Annotated in this window: 19 protein-coding genes; 13 read left to right on the top strand and 6 right to left on the bottom strand. The window is 60.8% G+C overall.

Annotated features, from left to right (window positions below; translation table 11 throughout):
* Nucleotides 1–37: 37 nt before the first annotated feature.
* The 5 genes from DMY87_RS08375 to DMY87_RS08355 all read right to left on the bottom strand — a co-directional run bounded on the left by DMY87_RS08375 (nucleotide 38) and on the right by DMY87_RS08355 (nucleotide 4979).
* Nucleotides 38–1090, bottom strand: coding sequence for an ABC transporter ATP-binding protein (locus DMY87_RS08375; RefSeq protein WP_110790823.1), 1053 nt, complete (start codon nucleotides 1088–1090; stop codon nucleotides 38–40).
* 10 nt (nucleotides 1091–1100) lie between these two features.
* The gene (locus DMY87_RS08370; protein ID WP_110790822.1) at nucleotides 1101–1883 is read right to left on the bottom strand and encodes an ABC transporter permease; all 783 of its coding nucleotides are present in this window, start codon (nucleotides 1881–1883) and stop codon (nucleotides 1101–1103) included.
* Nucleotides 1880–2770 carry an ABC transporter permease gene (locus tag DMY87_RS08365; protein ID WP_110790821.1) on the bottom strand — a complete coding sequence of 297 codons (891 nt, stop codon included), beginning with the start codon at nucleotides 2768–2770 and terminating at the stop codon, nucleotides 1880–1882. Before DMY87_RS08365 ends, DMY87_RS08370 begins: the two co-directional genes overlap by 4 nt.
* A gap of 91 nt (nucleotides 2771–2861) precedes the next feature.
* Nucleotides 2862–3920, bottom strand: a complete 1059-nt coding sequence (locus tag DMY87_RS08360) for an ABC transporter substrate-binding protein (protein WP_425353489.1) — start codon at nucleotides 3918–3920, stop codon at nucleotides 2862–2864.
* Between the two features lie 186 nt (nucleotides 3921–4106).
* Nucleotides 4107–4979, bottom strand: coding sequence for a MurR/RpiR family transcriptional regulator (locus DMY87_RS08355; RefSeq protein WP_110790819.1), 873 nt, complete (start codon nucleotides 4977–4979; stop codon nucleotides 4107–4109).
* A gap of 177 nt (nucleotides 4980–5156) precedes the next feature.
* Here DMY87_RS08355 and DMY87_RS08350 point away from each other — a divergent pair, with 177 nt between their 5' ends.
* The 7 genes from DMY87_RS08350 to DMY87_RS08320 all read left to right on the top strand — a co-directional run bounded on the left by DMY87_RS08350 (nucleotide 5157) and on the right by DMY87_RS08320 (nucleotide 13137).
* A complete protein-coding gene (locus DMY87_RS08350) occupies nucleotides 5157–5936 on the top strand; it encodes an N-formylglutamate amidohydrolase (protein ID WP_110790818.1) in 780 nt (259 codons plus the stop codon).
* 114 nt (nucleotides 5937–6050) lie between these two features.
* Complete coding sequence (locus DMY87_RS08345; RefSeq protein ID WP_110790817.1) at nucleotides 6051–7601, top strand: amino acid permease; 1551 nt, start codon at nucleotides 6051–6053, stop codon at nucleotides 7599–7601.
* 101 nt (nucleotides 7602–7702) lie between these two features.
* Nucleotides 7703–9073 carry a glutamine synthetase family protein gene (locus DMY87_RS08340; RefSeq protein WP_110790816.1) on the top strand — a complete coding sequence of 457 codons (1371 nt, stop codon included), beginning with the start codon at nucleotides 7703–7705 and terminating at the stop codon, nucleotides 9071–9073.
* Between the two features lie 104 nt (nucleotides 9074–9177).
* Nucleotides 9178–10563, top strand: a complete 1386-nt coding sequence (locus tag DMY87_RS08335; RefSeq protein ID WP_110790815.1) for an aldehyde dehydrogenase family protein — start codon at nucleotides 9178–9180, stop codon at nucleotides 10561–10563.
* Nucleotides 10560–11705 carry an iron-containing alcohol dehydrogenase gene (locus tag DMY87_RS08330; RefSeq protein WP_110790814.1) on the top strand — a complete coding sequence of 382 codons (1146 nt, stop codon included), beginning with the start codon at nucleotides 10560–10562 and terminating at the stop codon, nucleotides 11703–11705. Before DMY87_RS08335 ends, DMY87_RS08330 begins: the two co-directional genes overlap by 4 nt.
* Nucleotides 11706–11821: 116 nt before the next feature.
* On the top strand, nucleotides 11822–12220 hold the full coding sequence (locus DMY87_RS08325; protein ID WP_245408853.1) for a hypothetical protein: 399 nt from the start codon (nucleotides 11822–11824) through the stop codon (nucleotides 12218–12220).
* 197 nt (nucleotides 12221–12417) lie between these two features.
* Nucleotides 12418–13137 carry a ParA family protein gene (locus DMY87_RS08320; protein WP_110790813.1) on the top strand — a complete coding sequence of 240 codons (720 nt, stop codon included), beginning with the start codon at nucleotides 12418–12420 and terminating at the stop codon, nucleotides 13135–13137.
* A 132-nt stretch (nucleotides 13138–13269) separates the two neighbouring features.
* Here DMY87_RS08320 and DMY87_RS08315 read toward each other — a convergent pair whose 3' ends face one another.
* On the bottom strand, nucleotides 13270–14598 hold the full coding sequence (locus DMY87_RS08315) for a L,D-transpeptidase (protein WP_110790812.1): 1329 nt from the start codon (nucleotides 14596–14598) through the stop codon (nucleotides 13270–13272).
* 300 nt (nucleotides 14599–14898) lie between these two features.
* On the opposite strand from DMY87_RS08315, the gene DMY87_RS08310 reads away from it, so the two are divergent.
* The 6 genes from DMY87_RS08310 (at nucleotide 14899) to DMY87_RS08285 (ending at nucleotide 17945) form a co-directional block, all read left to right on the top strand.
* Nucleotides 14899–15276 (top strand): MarR family winged helix-turn-helix transcriptional regulator, encoded by a 378-nt coding sequence (locus DMY87_RS08310; RefSeq protein ID WP_245408852.1) that lies wholly within the window; start codon nucleotides 14899–14901, stop codon nucleotides 15274–15276.
* Nucleotides 15273–16100 (top strand): DUF4432 family protein, encoded by an 828-nt coding sequence (locus DMY87_RS08305; protein ID WP_110790811.1) that lies wholly within the window; start codon nucleotides 15273–15275, stop codon nucleotides 16098–16100. Before DMY87_RS08310 ends, DMY87_RS08305 begins: the two co-directional genes overlap by 4 nt.
* A gap of 85 nt (nucleotides 16101–16185) precedes the next feature.
* Nucleotides 16186–16524, top strand: coding sequence for a protein tyrosine phosphatase family protein (locus DMY87_RS08300; RefSeq protein WP_110790810.1), 339 nt, complete (start codon nucleotides 16186–16188; stop codon nucleotides 16522–16524).
* Nucleotides 16525–16605: 81 nt separating this feature from the next.
* On the top strand, nucleotides 16606–16947 hold the full coding sequence (locus DMY87_RS08295) for a RidA family protein (protein WP_110790809.1): 342 nt from the start codon (nucleotides 16606–16608) through the stop codon (nucleotides 16945–16947).
* Nucleotides 16948–17142: 195 nt separating this feature from the next.
* Nucleotides 17143–17421, top strand: a complete 279-nt coding sequence (locus DMY87_RS08290) for a type II toxin-antitoxin system TacA family antitoxin (protein ID WP_110790808.1) — start codon at nucleotides 17143–17145, stop codon at nucleotides 17419–17421.
* Entirely contained in the window at nucleotides 17418–17945 is a 528-nt protein-coding gene (locus tag DMY87_RS08285) for a GNAT family N-acetyltransferase (protein WP_110790807.1), read from the top strand. The genes DMY87_RS08290 and DMY87_RS08285 overlap by 4 nt, the downstream gene beginning before the upstream one ends.
* Nucleotides 17946–18000: the final 55 nt, after the last annotated feature.

The raw sequence follows: 18000 nt of genomic DNA, 5'->3' as shown, positions 1-18000 counted from the left end.
ATCGTCGCTGGGTTCCCGTTTTCTGGCCGGCTCTGCCTTACTCGGCAAGCAGGATCAATGCCGAGGGATCGATCTTCACGCCGACTGTCGCGCCGACGACCGGCGGGGCGCTGCCCGGATCGTTGAAGGTGTCGAAGGACACCGTCTTGCCGCCGACATCGACGCGGGTGCGGATGACCGAGCCCAGGAACTGGCTTGATGTCACCGTGCCGGCGATGGTTGCATCGGAGGGATCGGCTAGCGAACCCGCCTCCGGGCGCATGGCGAGCTGAAGGGGAGAGCCGTTGGCTGCCGGGATCTGCTCATTGATCTTCAGCGTCTTCTCACCAATCTTGACGATGCCCGCTGCCTGGTCGGTGACCACGGCGTCCAGCACGTTGAGCGTACCGACGAAGGAGGCGACGAAGCGGGTGGTCGGGCGGTTGTAGATCTCGAAGGGCGTGCCGATCTGGTCGGCCTTGCCGGCATTCATGACGACGATGCGGTCCGAGATAGACAGGGCCTCTTCCTGGTCATGGGTGACGAAGACGGTTGTGATGCCGAGTTTCTGCTGGATCTGGCGGATTTCTTCGCGCAGCGAGACGCGGATCTTGGCATCAAGGGCCGAAAGCGGTTCGTCCAGCAGCAGGACCTGGGGCTTGGGGGCGAGCGCACGGGCGAGCGCCACGCGCTGCTGCTGGCCGCCCGAGAGCTGGTAGGGATAACGTTCCGCCAGATGCTCCAGATGGATCAGGGCGAGCATTTCCTTGACGCGCTTGTCGATGTCGGCGCGCGGCATGCCCGCGATCTTCAGGCCGAAGGCGACATTGTCGGCGACATTCATGTTGGGGAACAAGGCATAGGCCTGGAAGACCATGCCGATATTGCGCTGGTTCGGCTTCAGGCTGGTCTGGTCCTTGCCTGCGATCTCGATCATGCCGGCCGAGGGGGTCTCGAAGCCGGCGATCATGCGCAGGACCGTCGTCTTGCCGCAGCCTGATGGACCCAGGAAAGAAATGAATTCGCCCTTGTCGATCGCCATGTTGAAGTCGTGCACCACCTGGGTCGCGCCGAAGGACTTCTTGAGATTTGTCAGTTTCAGAAACGTCATGAAGAATTCCTCAAGCCTGGCGGGGGGCTGTTTTCTGGAGGCGGGAAACGAGCTGGATCAGACCGAGGCAGCCCCAGGTAATGCCGAAGGCGATGACGGCGAGCGCGGCCGGTTCATAGGCGCGGTTGGCACCGAGCAGCTGCATGTAGGGACCGAAGGCCGGCTTGTTGAGCAGAGCGGCCATGGTGAACTCGCCGATGACGATGGCAAACGTCAGGAAGGCGCCCGAGAGCACGGCAACCAGCACGTTGGGCAGAATGATCTTCGAGATGATGGTGAACCAGCCGGCGCCGAGGCTCTGGGCGGCTTCCGTCAGCGTGGCGATGTCGATGGTACGAAGGCCGGTATCGATGGCGCGGTACATGTAGGGCAGGGCGAGCGTCGCATAGCCGAACATCAGCAGGATATCCGTGCCGAAGGCGGAGCCGGTCAGCGGCAGCCAGCTTGAGGTGTTGTAGAGCCGGATGTAGCCGAAGACGATGACGATCGCCGGAATGACCAGCGGCAGCAGCGTGATGAATTCGATATAGGGGCGCAAGCGCGGCAGCTTGAGGCGGACCCAATAGGCGGTCGGCACCACCAGGAAGACACCGAAGACGATGGTCATCAGCGCCATGGTGACCGAATAGGTGAAGGTTTCCTGGAAACGGGAATCGGCGAACACCTTGCTGTAGGCATCGAGCGAATACTCGCCACGACGCATCTTCAGCGAGAAGTTGGTCATGCCGATGAGCGGCAGGAAGAAGTAGAGGAGGCCGAAGATCAGGGCCCCCCAGGCCCAGAGCCGTTTCATTTCAGCCACCTTTCACTGCGCGCGCGCAGCCAGATATAAAGAGCATTGGCCACACCCGTGACGAGGATCATGCCGAAGGCGAGCGCATACCCCAGATGCGGATTGCCGAGCACGTCGCCGCGGATCTGCGCGAAGAGCAGGATCGGGACAATATTCAAGGATGAGCCGGTCAAGGCAATCGCGGTTGCGACAGCGCCGAAGGCGTTTGCGAACAGAAGAGCAATCGTGCCGAGGATCGACGGCAGCAGGATCGGGAATGCGACCAGGCGCCAATACTGAAAATTGGTTGCGCCGAGGATCGAGGCTGCCTCACGCCATTCGCGTTTCAGCCCATCGATGGCGGGCGTGATGATCAGGATCATCAGCGGGATCTGGAAAAAGAGATAGGTGACCGTCAAGCCCCAGAAGGACAGGATGTTGAAGCCGAGCGAACGCAGATCAATGCCGACCTGGGTCTTCAGAAAGACCGTGACGAGGCCGACGGGGCCGAGGGTTGCGAGGAAGGCGAAAGCCAGCGGAACGCCGGCAAAGTTGGATGCAACGCCGGAAAAAGTCAGAAGCGGGCCGCGGATCCATTGCGGCAATCCGCCGAGCACGACCGCAGCTGCGACGGCAAATCCGATCATCGATCCGAGGATAGCCGAGGCCAGGCTGATCTTGATCGAGATCCAGTAGGCCGACATGATCGATGTCGTGAAAAGACCGGCAAGGTTTTCCAGGGTGAAGGTGCCGTCGGGCGTCTGGAATGCGCCGAGCACAATCTTCATGGTCGGCAGGATCAAGAAGAGGACGGTAAAGGCGACGAAGGGCAGGACCCCGAGCCAATGCAATGGAAGCCGAATGCGCTGACCCGCAGCGCCGTCCGGCGTCACCTCGTTTGAAGACATGTCTGTTGCCCCTCGTCCGCTTGCCCGCGGATCCTATAGAATGCAAACGCCGCCCCGGCCGCAAGACCGGGACGGCATTTCAGTTCAGATATTACTGGACGTTGGCGCCAACGACGCTATCCCAGCCAGCGGTAACCGCTGCCTTGTTGGCATCGACTTCCTCGAGAGTCGGGAAGTAGGCCTTCTCGTAGGAAGCAGCCGGCGGCAGCTTGTCGAGCAGATCCTGCGGGATCTTGCCGGCCTTGGACATGGCATTGAAGCGGGCCGGGTGGCAGTAGCCGGCGAGCCATGCGGTCTGGCCTTCGTCGGAATAGAGATATTCCATCCAAAGCTTGGCAGCGTTCGGGTGCGGGGCATAGGCCGAGATACCCTGAACATACACACCGGCCAGAACGCCCGAAGCCGGAACGACGACTTCAACCGGCGGGTTGCCGGCCAGCGTGTCCTTCCAGGACAGGGCGTTGTAGTCCCAGGCGACGACGATCGGGGTCGTGCCCTGGGCGAGCGGAGCCGACTTGCCGATGACCGGAACGAAGTTGCCGGCCTTGTTGAGTTCGGCGAAGTACTTCAGACCGGCTTCGCCGGCTTCCTTGCCAGCCTTGGCGCCGGAAGCGAGACCAGCGGCGAGAACGCCGAGGATAGCCTGGTTGGACGCGCGCGGGTCACCAGCGAGCGCGACCTGGCCGGCATATTCCGGCTTCAGCAGGTCGGCCCAGTCGGCCGGCGTGTTCTTGACCAGATCCTTGTTCACGATCATCGACATGACGCCGTAGTAGTCGCCATACCAGTAGCCTTCGGCGTCCTTGATGTTCTCGGGGATCTCATCCCAGGTCGAGACCTTGTAAGGCTGCAGCAGGCCTTCGGCCTTCATCTGCGGACCGAAGGCGAGGCCGACGTCGACGACGTCAGGAGCCTGCGGGCCCTTGTTGTCCTTGTTCGCCTTGACGGCTTCAACTTCGTCGGCCGAACCGGCATCCGGGTTCAGCTCGTTGACGGTGATTTCCGGATACTTCTTCTTGAAGCCATCAATGACGGCGCCGTAACCACACCAGTCGTGCGGCAGGGCGATCGTGGTCAGCATGCCTTCCTTCTTGGCGGCTTCGATCAGCTCGGCGCTCGGCTCGGCATAGGCGACGGCGGAGCTCGTCATGACCAGGGCGGTCGTGAGCGACAGGAATTTGCGAAGATTGGTTGTCACTGTGTTTCTCCTCTGAGGTTGGCAGCGATGCGGTTCACTTATGTGGCCATTGTTATGGTTGTGTGACGGATATCAGCCCTTTGCGATATGGTGGTGTCGGCCTCTATCCAGAATGATCCTCCATGTCGGTGTGTCACCTCAGCGGGGCTTGCGGAACAGGCGTGCCTGTTCGAACAGCCCTTCGAGGGTATTCATGCGTTCGCGCGTCTCGTTCCACGACGAGCTCTGCACGGCTTCGATCAAGGCTTCCACGACGAACAGGGTCACGACGGAGCTGTCCCAGGCGGATGGCGCCTCGATATGAAGCTTGAAACAGTTGGCGGCATGCTGTGCCACCGGCGACATCCACTGGTCCGTGAAGACGATGATCTCCACGCCATTGGCACGAGCGACTTCGGCGAGCGTCGTCAGGTCGGCCTCGTAGCGGCGGATATCGAAGATGACGAGAACGTCACCCTTCTGCATGTTGAGCACATGCTGCGGCCAGGAACTCGCATTCGACGACATCAGCGTCGTCTTCGGGCGGATGACCTGCATGTGGGTGAAAAAATACTCGGCGAGCGCGCCGGTGATGCGTCCACCGACAAAATAGAGGCTTCGGTCACGGTCGCCGATCAGGCGCGCGGCTTCGTCGAAGGTCGCGGTCTTCAGTTCTCCCAGTGAATCCCTCAGGTTGGACATCACCGCTTCCGCGAAACGGTTGAGAATGTGTCGGTTCGGCGCATTGGCGGCCCAGCGGTCATGCTTGGCGATCGGGTTGGAGATCGTCGCTTCAAGTTCCTGATGCAGATGTGCCTGGAATTCGGGATAGCCCTTGTAGCCGAGCTTCTGCACCATGCGGGCGACCGTCGGCGTCGACACGCCGGCATTCTCGGCCACCGTGGTGATGCTGCCGAGCCCGGACACGGGATAGTTTTCCAGCAGGCTTTCGGCCAGCTGTCGCTCAGCACGTGTCAGCCCATTGAAATGGGCATGGATCACGTCCGATACGGTGTTGGACGCATTCAGCAAGGACCGAAGTCTCCCCTCAAGCTGATCTTTTGCCAGCTTTATTAGGATTAAGCCTCGCTGTCACAATTGAGTCAACCGGCCTTTGAAGAGAATTTTTCAGAACGGATTGACAGCGGCGCAACTGTGAAGAATTCTCTTCTTCAACAAAAGCAGCCGTAAGGCGCGGGGGACAACAGCATGCTCGTGAGGTCAGGAATCCTGACATCGGCGGACGGGGAGACCGTGGCCGTAGAAAACGCGAATGCCAGCGGTGCGGTCGTGCTGGTCTGCGAACATGCGTCGTCCGTGCTGCCGCTCGCTGCCGGTACCCTCGGGCTGACAGCGGAGGCGCTCGCGAGCCATATCGCATGGGATCCGGGCGCCCTTGCTGTTGCGCGTCTCCTTTCGGAAAAGCTCGATGCCGTGCTTATCCATCAGCGCTTTTCGCGGCTGGTCTATGACTGCAATCGTCCGCCGGAATCGCCTGCCGCCATGCCGGAAAAGAGCGAGATCTATGAGATACCCGGTAACAAGGATCTGTCCGTGGCGGAGCGTTATGCTCGCACGGCCGCGATTTATGTGCCGTTTCATGATCGGGTGAGTGCGGAGCTGGCGCGTCGCAGCGGCGAGGGGCGCCCGGCGGTCCTCGTTACTGTCCATAGCTTCACGCCCGTGTATTTCGGCAAGCCGCGTGCGGTCGAAATCGGCATCCTTCACGATGCCGACAGCCGATTGGCCGATGCAATGCTGGACGCTGCCGCGAAGACCGGACGCTACCGCGTGGAGCGCAATTCACCCTATGGGCCGGAGGATGGGGTAACCCATACCCTGCGCCTGCATGCCTTGCCCGCCGGTCATGCCAACGTCATGATCGAGGTGCGCAACGATCTGATTGCCAATTCCGTCGACCAGGAGGTCATGGCCGACTATCTCGCCGGGCTGATCGCAGATGCGGTCAGCTTGGTCGGGAGACAATAAAAAAACAAGACCTCAACGGGAGCAGCCGCGCTGCAACTGACCGCCACCAAAAAACCGGCGGGCCAAAACGCGATCACCGCAATCCCGCGGGCGATCTTTACTTTGGGGGATGCCATGTCAGATTACTCTGATACAGACAAGAAACAGGATCTTCATATCCTGCACTCCATGGGCTATGCGCAGGAACTGGAACGGCGCATGAGCTCGTTCTCCAACTTCGCGATTTCATTTTCGATCATCTGCATCCTGTCCGGCGGGATCAATTCGCTCGGTCAGGCCACCTCCGGTGTCGGCGGTGCCGCCATCGGCATCGGCTGGCTCGTCGGATGTGCCATTTCCGGCGTTTTCGCGCTGGGTCTTGCCCAGATCGCTTCGTCCTATCCGACGGCTGGCGGCCTCTATCACTGGGCATCGATCCTCGGTAACCGCTTCACCGGCTGGCTCGCTGCCTGGCTCAACCTGCTCGGTCTCGTGACCGTTCTGGGTGCCATCAATGTCGGTACCTACTACTTCTTCTTCGGTGCCTTCGGGGCCTATTTCGGTCTCGAAGACACGCTGGTCGTGCGTGTCGGTTTCGTTGCCGTCATCACCGCTCTCCAGGCGCTGATCAACCACTTCGGCATCGGGCTCACCGCCAAGCTCACCGATTTCTCTGGTTACCTCATCTTTGCAACCGCGCTGCTGCTCACGGTCGCCTGCCTGGTTGCCGCACCGAGCTTCGAGATCAGCCGCCTCTTCACCTTCGCCAACTACACCGGAACGGAAGGTGCGAGCGGCGTGTGGCCGAACCCAGTCTCCACGCTGATGGCCTTCGGTCTCGGCCTGCTGCTGCCAATCTACACGATCACCGGTTATGACGCGTCTGCCCATACGTCGGAAGAAACCATCAAGGCTTCGACCTCGGTGCCGCGCGGCATGATCTCGGCGGTTCTGTGGTCGTCGCTGTTTGGCTACGTGATGCTTTGCTCCTTCGTGCTCATGATCCCGAACATGGATGATGCCGCCAAGCAGGGCTGGAACGTGTTCTTCTGGGCGATGGACAGCCAGATGAACCCGGTTGTCGAGGAAATCCTCTACTTCCTCATCTTCGTGTCGCAGTTCCTCTGCGGTCTCGCGACTGTCACCTCGCTGTCGCGCATGATGTTCGCCTTCTCGCGCGACAAGGGCCTTCCGGGTTCTTCCGCTCTCGCCAAGGTGAGCCCGAAACACCGCACCCCGGTTGCCGCCATCTGGGTGGGTTCGATCCTGTCGGTCCTGTTCGTCTGGTTCACGTCTGCCATCACGATCGCCGGGACACCAGCCTATTCGATCGTCGTATCCTGCACCGTCATCTTCCTGTTCCTTTCCTTTGCCTTGCCGATCGCGCTCGGCATCGCGGCGATCGGAACGTCGAAGTGGCCCAAGATGGGCGAATGGAACATGGGTGTCGGTACCTACAAGCTCGTTGCCGTGCTCAGCATTCTCGCCATGGCGCTGATCTTCTTCATCGGTATCCAGGCGCCGAACGACTGGGCACTGCCGATCACCGTCGGCTTCCTCGTGCTCACGGGCATTGTCTGGGTCGTTTTCGAGAACAAGCGTTTCAAGGGACCGCCGATCGGTGACGAGGTGGCCAAGCGCGCCGCCGAGATCGCCGCTGCCGAAAGGGCCGTCGGGCAGGTCTAAGTGAATCACACGGGCCGGACTGGTTCCGGCCCGTGTGTATCCTCCTCCGATACCGGCGATGCCGGCATCTTTCTCATCTCATCCTTGTGCGGACGACAGTCATGACCACCACTTACACTTTCGAAGACCTGAAGAAGGACGTTGCCGAAGGGCGCATCGACACGGTTCTGGCGTGTCAGGTGGACATGCAGGGTCGTTTGATGGGCAAACGTTTCCAGGCGGAGTATTTCGTCGAGAGCGCCTACAAGGAAACGCATAGCTGCAATTATCTGCTGGCCACCGACATGGAGATGGAAACCGTCTCCGGCTACAAGGCGACCAGCTGGGAAAAGGGCTATGGCGACTACACGATGAAGCCGGATCTTTCGACGCTGCGTCGGATCCCCTGGCTTGAGGGCACGGCCCTTGTGCTCTGCGACATGTATGACCATGCGACCCATGCCGAAGTTGCGCACTCGCCGCGCGCGATCCTGAAGAAGCAGGTTGCCCGGCTCGAGGCCATGGGCATGAAGGCCTTCATGGCGACCGAACTCGAATTCTTCCTCTTTGACCAGACCTATGATGCGGCGCGGCTTTCGGGCTATCGCGACCTGAAATTGGTCTCGGGCTACAACGAGGACTACCATATCTTCCAGACCACCAAGGAAGAGGACGTGATGCGGGCGATCCGCAAAGGTTTGCAGGGTGCCGGCATCCCGGTCGAGAATTCCAAGGGCGAAGCGTCTGCCGGCCAGGAAGAGATCAATGTGCGTTATGCCGACGCACTCACCATGGCCGACCGGCATGTGATCATCAAGAATGGCTGCAAGGAGATCGCCTGGTCGAAGGGCAAGGCCATCACTTTCCTTGCCAAATGGCATTACAACGCCGCCGGTTCCTCGTCGCATATCCACCAGTCTCTATGGTCTGCCGACGGCAAGACGCCGCTGTTCTTCGACGAGAAGGGCCAGTACGGCATGTCGGAGGTGATGAAGCACTATATGGCCGGCTTGCTGAGCCACGCTTCTGAGATCACCTATTTCCTGGCGCCCTACATCAATTCCTACAAGCGTTTCATGGCGGGTACGTTCGCGCCGACCAAGGCGATCTGGTCCAAGGACAACCGCACGGCCGGCTACCGGCTCTGCGGCGATGCGACCAAGGGCATCCGCGTCGAATGCCGCGTTGGCGGCTCCGATCTCAATCCCTATCTGGCGATGGCAGCGCTTCTGGCCGCCGGCATTGATGGGATCGAGAAGAAGATGGAGCTCGAACCCGCTTTCACCGGTGATGCCTATGGTGCCAAGGATGTGCGCGAGATCCCGCGCACGCTGCGAGCTGCTGCGGAAACGCTCAAGGGGTCGGCAATGCTTCGCTCAGCCTTCGGGGATGACGTGGTCGATCACTATGTCCGGGCGGCCGAATGGGAGCAGGAAGAATATGATCGTCGGATTACCGACTGGGAGGTGGCGCGCGGTTTCGAGCGGGCGTGACGAAAGGTGGCCTTGAGGCCGCCACGATGCCTCGCATATGGGTGTAAACATCGACAGCGGCCTCGGCCGCTGTCATCTCGTTCTAGAACAACAGGAAGACGATCATGACCATGATCCAATGCATTTCGCCGATCGACGGATCGGTTTACGCCGAACGCCCGGCCATGTCGCTGGACGCGGCAACCGAGGCCGTGGCTCGTGCCCGCAAGGCCCAGAAAGCCTGGGCGCGCCGGCCGCTCGAAGACCGTATTCAGCTGGTGCTGAAGGGCGTGGTCCGTCTCAATGAAATGTCCGACGAAGTGGTGCCGGAACTGGCCCATATGATGGGCCGTCCGGTGCGTTATGGCGGCGAATACAAGGGCTTCAACGAGCGCTCCAACTATGTCGCGGCGATTGCCGCCGACTCGCTGGCGCCGCTGGTCGTGGAAGCGAGCGACAAGTTCGAGCGCCGCATCGAGCGCGAGCCGCATGGCGTCGTCTTCGTCATCGCGCCGTGGAATTATCCCTACATGACCGCGATCAACACGATCGCGCCGGCGCTGATGGCCGGCAACACCGTCGTCATCAAACATGCGACGCAGACGCTGCTGGTTGGCGAGCGCATGGTGCGCGCCTTTGTCGAGGCGGGTGTTCCCGATGATGTCTTCATCAACCTCTTCCTCGACCACGCCACGACATCTGCGCTGATTGCCGCTGGCAACTTCAACTTCATCAACTTCACCGGTTCGGTCGAAGGTGGTCGGTCGATCGAGCGGGCCGCAGCCGGCACCTTTGCCGGTCTCGGGCTCGAGCTCGGTGGCAAGGACCCGGGTTACGTCATGGAAGACGCCGATCTGGATGCTGCCGTCGACACCCTGATGGATGGTGCCACCTACAATTCCGGGCAGTGCTGCTGCGGCATCGAGCGCATCTATGTGCATGAGAGCCTCTACGACGCCTTCGTCGAGAAGTCGGTCGCCTGGGTGTCGAACTACAAGCTCGGCAATCCGCTCGATCCGGAAACGACGCTGGGACCGATGGCCAACAAGCGTTTCGCCAAGGTCGTGCGCGAGCAGATCGCCGATGCCGTGTCGAAGGGTGCCAAGGCGCTGGTCGATCCGAAACTCTTCCCGGCCGATGACGGCGGCGCCTATATCATGCCGCAGATCCTCGTGAACGTCGATCACTCCATGGCCTTCATGAAGGACGAGACCTTTGGTCCGGCCGTCGGCATCATGAAGGTGAAGAGTGACGAGCAGGCGCTCGGTCTGATGAACGACAGCCCCTATGGTCTGACTGCCTCGCTCTGGACGCAGGATCCGGAGCGCGCCGCGCGCATCGGCCGCGAGATCGAGACCGGCACCGTGTTCATGAACCGCGCCGACTATCTCGACCCGGCGCTCTGCTGGACCGGTGTCAAGGAGACCGGCAAGGGCGGATCGCTGTCCGTTCTCGGCTTCCAGAACCTCACCCGTCCGAAATCCTACCATCTGAAGAAAGTCACGAAATGAACATCGTCGCCAACTGGAGCTATCCCACCGCCGTCAAGATGGGACGTGGCCGCATCAAGGAACTGGCGGACGCCTGCAAGTCACTCGGCATGAAGAAGCCGCTGTTGATCACCGACCGGGGCCTCGCGCCGATGGGGATCACGCAGACGGCGCTCGATGTCCTGGAAGAGGCGGGCCTCGGCCGTGCGATCTTCGCCGATGTTGATCCGAACCCGAACGAAAAGAACCTCGAAGCCGGCATCAAGGCCTACAAGGATGGTGGCCATGACGGCGTTGTCGCCTTCGGCGGCGGCTCCGGCCTCGATCTTGGCAAGTGCGTTGCCTTCATGGCCGGGCAGACGCGGCCGGTATGGGATTTCGAGGATATCGGCGACTGGTGGACCCGCGCCAATTCCGACGGCATCGCCCCGATCGTGGCCGTGCCGACCACGGCGGGCACCGGCTCGGAAGTCGGTCGCGCTTCGGTCATCACCAACTCCGTCACCCATGTGAAGAAGATCATCTTCCATCCGAAGTTCCTGCCCGGCGTCGTCATCTGCGATCCGGAGCTGACGGTCGGCATGCCGAAGATGATCACGGCCGGTACGGGCATGGACGCGTTCGCCCATTGCCTGGAAGCCTATTCCTCGCCCTTCTATCATCCGATGAGCCAGGGCATCGCGCTCGAAGGTATGCGGCTGGTCAAGGAATTCCTGCCGCGCGCCTATCATGACGGTACCGATATCGAGGCCCGCACCAACATGATGTCGGCGGCTGCCATGGGTGCCACGGCGTTCCAGAAGGGGCTTGGCGCCATCCATGCGCTGTCGCACCCGATCGGCGCCGTCTACAACACCCATCACGGCATGACCAATGCTGTTGTCATGCCGCCGGTGCTGAAATTCAATCGCCACACGATCGAAGACAAGATCGAGAGAGCCGCCGCCTATCTCGGGATATCGGGTGGTTTCGACGGGTTCTACGACTATGTGCTGGCGCTGCGCGCCGAGCTGCATGTGCCCGAGAACCTGACGGCCATGGGCATTGCCAATGACCGGATCGATGAACTCTCGGCCATGGCGATCGAGGATCCGAGCGCTGGCGGCAATCCGGTCAAGATGACGCTTGAAAACACCAAGCAGCTGTTTGCCGACTGCTTCTAAGCGCGGAACTCACTGAATTGAAAAACGACGAAAACCCTGCCATCTTGAGGCGGGGTTTTCTTTTTTACTTTCAGCCTGTTTCCGGCGATGTCCGTTGATCTTTGGGGGTGTTTCTTATGTCATTTCCGACAAAATCGGTTTGCCGTCTGCTGATCGGCGTTTTTGCAGCGAGCCTTGCATTCCAGGCCGGTTCTGCTTTTGCAGAAAGCTATCAGGGGCTTCTGAAGAAGGGCTATACGGTTGGCAAAATGAGCCAGGGCAAGTCTGGTTCGCTGGGCTGGGTGCTGACAGGCAAAGACGGCAAGCAGTTCTGCAAATCCAAGGTCAGCCTCGCAGTGGTGGACAAGAAGACCCTTGTCAGCATTCTCGCCAGTGGCCGGATGGTCAAGGTGGATCGCGCAACATTCGAAGCCGGCATCGGAGGCCCCGATCCTTCGCTTCCTCTTCTGTCTGACCTCAAGGCTGGCCGCGTCGGGCCGCAGCATGTGGGTGCCTGCACCCCGCTGCGTGGCTGAACGGTCCAAACGGTTCTGTTTCAACATTCGAATATACTAGAGATTTCCAGCGCTTCTCCCCAATTCAGGGGAGGGGCAGAGCCTTCGTGTTTGCGGTTTATTAACCATGATTGGCAATGATGTGTTTACGAGGCGCCAATGACGAGGGTTGCCCCAGAGCGATGAAGCGCTCGGAACAGAGCCCTTGAGGAACACGCATGCCAGTCATTTCATTCGCCAATGCCAAGGGCGGTGCCGGCAAGACCACCGCAGCACTCCTGCTCGCCACGGAGCTTGCGCATCAAGGCTATCGCGTCGCGATTCTCGATGCCGACCCGCAGCGCTGGATCACCCAATGGTTCGAGCTGTCCGGTCCGCAGCACAATATCGAGGTGGTCTCGGAGGTTTCGGTTGCGTCCGTTCAAGGCCATATCCGCGAGTTGTCGCGGACCAATGACTATATCATCATGGATCTCGCCGGTGCCCGCGATGCCATGGTGACGACGGCCGTCGGCCTGTCCGACCATGTCATGATCCCCGTGCAGGGCTGTGCAATGGACGCCAAGGGCGGTGCGCAGATCCTCGACCTGATCAAGATGATGGAAGACGCCGGCAATCTCGTCATTCCGCATTCGGTTGTGCTGACCCGCGTTACCTCCATGGTGACGACGCGGGCGCTGCTGACCATCAAGGGCTTGCTTGCCGCTCGCGGCGTCAATGTCGTCAACACGCCGATTGCCGAACGCAGCGCTTTCCGCGAAATCTTCGACTGTGGTGGCACGCTGTATTCGATGGATGCAGCGAAGATCAGCAATCTCGACAAGGCCCAGGAGAATGCCAAGGCCTTCGCCAACGAGGTCATGCGCCTCCTGCCGGTCAAGATCATCCGCTCCGCCCAGCCGCGCCGTCTGTTCCGCCTGGTGCGCAGCGCCGCCTGAACTTTCCTCCCGAAAGCACCAACTCTCAACCGCCGGCGATGCTGGCGGTTTTTTTATGCGCGTCGCACCAAAGGAAAAGCCGCGAGTGAGATGCTCGCGGCTTTTGTTCAGGGTGTCGCTGAGGTCTGTGTGTCAGTCGACAAATTCGACGGTCACACCCGGCTTTACCATCTTGGCGAGTTCCGTTGCGTCCCAATTGGTCAGGCGGATACAGCCATGGCTCTGGGTGCGGCCGATCTTGGAGGGTTCGGGCGTGCCGTGGATGCCATAGGTCGGCTTCGACAGTGCCAGCCAGACCGTGCCGACCGGGCCGTTGGGACCCGGCGGGATCTGCAGGATCTTGTCGTTGGCGCCCTGCTGGAAGTTGACCTTCGGGTTGTAGGTGTAACCCGGATTGAGCGCGATGCGCTCGATCGTCACCGTGCCCGACGGAGAGGGCGTGTCGGTCGAGCCGATGCTGGCCGGGTAGGCGGCAACCAGATTGCCGTCAGCGCCATAGGCGAAGACCTGCTTCAGCGCCTTGTCGGCGACGATTCGGGTCACGCTGCCGGTCTTCGGCGGGCCGGGCTCGATCACCTTGATGATGGTGCCGGGAATGCTGAAGTCGACACCCGGGTTGAGTTCGCGCAGATAGCCTTCGTCCATGTGGAATTTTTCAGCCAGCATCTCGGCCGTCGAGGTATAGGCCATGGCCGGCAGTTGCGCCTTGTGGGCGTAGTCTTCCGGGATCGAGGCGACATAGGGGCCTGCGGCATCGCCAGCCGTGATCGTGTAGCTGTTGATCGCCAGGCCACCGGAGAGGCGCAGGCGCTCCAGAATATCCTCGGCATTGTTCGGATCGAGCGTCTCGCCGGTCATCGTCTGCCAGGCGACGATGGCCTTGTTGACGTTCTGCCCCATCTTGCCGTCGATGACGCCGGGGGAGACGCCCTCGCGGTCGAGGAAGACTTGCAGGGCGGTGATTTCCAGGCGCGACAGGTTGCTCTTGACCGGGATTTCGGGGGTCACGGTTCGTGCCGGTGCATTGTCCGTCGGTGGCGCCATGTCCGGGCCGCCATAGGGCATATCGGAGGGAGAGCCGTCGAATGGCTGGCCGTCGCCGGGCAGGGCGTCCGGAATGGATGCGGTCGTGACATCGTCATCCCAGCCGCGTGGTTGCGGTGGCGGGTCGTTGCGATAGGGGTCGTAGACCCCGGGCAGGTCGCGATGGCGTCCAGCATTTTGCGGCGGATAATAGCTCTCCGCCGGAATTTCCGTCGCAACCAGATTGCCGAAGCGGTCGATCAGCACCGTGCGGCCCATGCGGTCGCGGCTGATCACCACATCACCCGTCTCCGGAATGTAGTCGAGGATGTCGCCTTCCGGCGACACGAGAAGGGTCTGGGACTTGCGGTAGTCGTAGACGGATTGCGCCCATGAGGCGCCTGTAGTCGCCAGCGACGTGGCGGCAAGAGCCACCATGAGCAAGCCTGATTTCCTGATGTCGTGCACGGTGCGGTTTCCTCGTCTCTGCGGGCGACAAACGCGACAAATTTGACACTAATGTGGAAAAGGTGAATTCATAATGAATATTAGATTAACTTGCTGTGGGGGCAGGGGGAGAACCGTTCAATCGGCACCGGGTTCCGGGGTCAATGCGGTATCCGAGGGGGAACGATGCAGGACCGACTGAGACTGGATTCCTTTCTACCTTACCGACTTATCCGGGTTGCGGAGCGATTCGATACGGCGTTCACGCAGTATTGTGGACCGGACGACGAATTGTCCTGGTCCGAATGGCAGGTCCTGTGGTCGCTGGGCGAGCAGTCGCCCATCACCGCGAAGTCGATTTCGCTGCAGTCGGGTCTATCGAAAACCAAGATCAGCCGTGCGGTGAAAGTGCTGGAAGATCGGGGATATGTGCTGCGCAAGCGCGATCGAGCCGATCGCCGCTTCGAGCTGTTGTCGCTCTCGGATGAGGGGCTCCAGCGCTTCGATCGGCTGGAGCGCTCGGCACAAGCCTTCCAAGGCTGGCTTGAGCAGTCGGTCAACATCGCCTATCTCTCGTCGCTCGACAGCGGCCTGGTCGGTCTCGAACATATGGCTGCTGCCGGACATTTTCAGATCGCGGCACCGTCCGTCGAGGAAACCATTGCATGATCTCCTTTCGTGGTCCGCGCGGACCACACCTTGCGCTCGATCCAAGCTCCGTCTTCGACATCGGGTCCTGTATCGTCGACGGCGTCGACGTGGCGCCGGGGCGTGCCATCCCGGATGACGGCGATCCCCGTATCGACCATTCGCTCGAAGGTTTCCTCTTCACCTGCGGACCGGACCATATCCGCCATCCGCAACCGATGGCGGATGGCAAGCGGCACTATCCCCTGCATGGTTCATTTTCCGCCCACTTGGCCGAGGCGCTTTCCTTTTCGTCCGAGGGTGACGATCTGCTGGCCTCTGCCATTGTCCCCGTGAATCTGGCGGATGGCGGGACGGCGGAGCTGCATCGGCTGTGGCGGATCAAAGGTGAGAGCGGTGAGGTCCAGCTGGCCGATCGGGTGATCAACACCAGCGATACGCCCATCCCGGTTTTCCTGATGTACCACATCAATCTGGGCGCCAGGCATTTCGACGAAGGTACCGCGCTTGAAGGCGCTATGCTGGAGGGCAGCTCCATGCCCTGGGCCTTCGGCGAGGGGGACGGCAGCATCTTCTGCGTTCCCGCCGGCCATGGCGGCTGGGCCGAGCTGCGGCTTGGGCCGATGACGGCGATCGGCGGCAAGCGCTTGAAGGTGCGGTTCCGCACGGATACGCTGCCCTACCTGCAAGTGTGGCGAAACCAGAAGGCGCCGGCGCATGTGCTCGGCATCGAGCCGGTGTCGCATCGCTGGGTGAGCCGCGCGGAACTGGAAGCCGCCGGCGAGTTCAACATCTTGCAGCCCGGCGAGAGCCGCGACTACGGGCTTGCCTTTTCCTTCATCTGAACGTCGAACGCAGGGACCTGCGAGATTGACGCTTGGGGATGCCCGTCGTAGATGTTTGACCCCAAGAAATTGACGAGGTGCCCCGATGAACATCCGGCAGATCAACGAGGAATATTCGGTCAGCGGCCAGATCACGGTCGACGAGGTCGATCAGATCAAGGCGCTCGGCTTCAAGTCGATCGTCTGCCATCGCCCTGACGGCGAGGAGTTCGGCCAGCCAGAATTCGCAGCCGTTGCCAAGCGCGCGGACGAACTGGGCCTCAAGATCAAGCATGTGCCCGTTGGCCCGATGGGCGTAACGCCGGATGCGGTGGCCGCCATGGTCGATGCGCTCGAAGACTTCGACAAGCCGATGCTCGGCTATTGCCGCTCGGGTGCTCGTTCCACCGCGACCTATGAGCACGCACTGCGCCAGCGCGGCTGAGATCCCTTTTCCACCACCGTGGCCGGACCGTCGCGTCCGGCCCGTTTGTTTTTCAAACCAGCCTCAAGCAGGAGTTTTCCCATGAGCATCAAGCGTATCGAGCCCGGCAAGCGCATGAGCGGCGCCGTCGTCCACGGCAACACCGTCTATCTGGCCGGTCAGGTCGGCGAAGGCACGTCCGTGACCGAACAGTCGAAGTCGGCGCTGGCCGAAGTCGACCGCCTGCTGGCCGCTGCCGGTTCGGACAAGTCGAAGATCCTGCAGACGATCATCTACCTCTCCGACATGTCGACCTTCGGCGAAATGAATGCGGTCTGGGAAGGCTGGATCGACCCGGCAAACCCGCCGGCTCGCGCCACGTCGGAAGCAGCACTTGCGACCCCGGACTACAAGGTCGAGTTCATCGTCACGGCGGCTATCTGAGGCGCTGGCCTGACGAACTGATTCAAAAGCCCGGTGCATCCTGTTGATGCGCCGGGTTTTTTGTTGAGCGGAGTTACGCCGTGCTGCCTACAGTTTCGTATTGACTAGGTCGTATATGTGTACGTCTTTAAAGCGTACAATTGACGTTAGGCCTGAATTCGCTTACTCTTCCGCTCGCCCTTAATGGAGGCTTCCATGCCCAGAGTAGTCGTCGAAGACAATGAGCGTATGAGCCTGCGAGTTGCTGCATCGGCCAAATCCAAGCTGCTGCGGGCAGCGATGCTGAGCAATACCGACCTGACCAATTTCGTGACGCAGTCCGCGCTGCGGGAAGCAGAGGCGGTGATTGCGGAAGCGGAAGCCATCAAGGTGTCGGAGCAGGATTACCTGCGCATCATGGACCTGTTGGAAAATCCGCCCAAGCCCAATGCCCAGCTTCGGGCGGCAATTGCGGCGCTGCCGGATACTCTATGAGCCTTCCGGTTTGGCACGAAGAGGCAATCCGAAAATCCCATGATCGGGCCTCCTTCGACTGCGGTGATGCGGAGATGAATACATTTCTGCAACGCTTTGCCCGGCGGAGCCATGAGCAGAATGCTGCCAAGACTTTTTGCGCGGTAGATGATGTAAATCCCAACCGCATCCTCGGCTTCTATACCGCCGCGCCATGCTCCATTGCGCATCAGGCGGTGCCTGCTGTAATGGCACGAGGATTGGCGCGGCATGAGGTACCGGGCTTCCGGTTGGCGCGTCTGGCAACGGATATCACTGTGGCAGGCCGAGGGCTTGGAGGCCAATTGCTGGCCGCTGCAGCCTTGCGTTGCCTGCGGATTGCCGCGGAGGGCGGTGGCATCCTTCTCGTCATCGACGCCAAAAGCGAGCGCGCCGCCAACTGGTATGCGTCGTATGGGGCGGAGCCACTACAGGGCAAGCCGTTGACGCTGGTGATGCCGCTTGCAACCTTTGCTGCCGACCTGCGTGACAAAGGATTGCTTTAGGTAGCCCGTCAACCGGGCACGGCATCAATAGGATTTCGACGCCATGTCCCGCGTG

The organism is Peteryoungia wuzhouensis, from assembly GCF_003205195.1.
Classification (GTDB): Bacteria; Pseudomonadota; Alphaproteobacteria; order Rhizobiales; family Rhizobiaceae; genus Allorhizobium; species Allorhizobium wuzhouense.
This window is presented reverse-complemented; position numbering and strand designations above follow the sequence as displayed.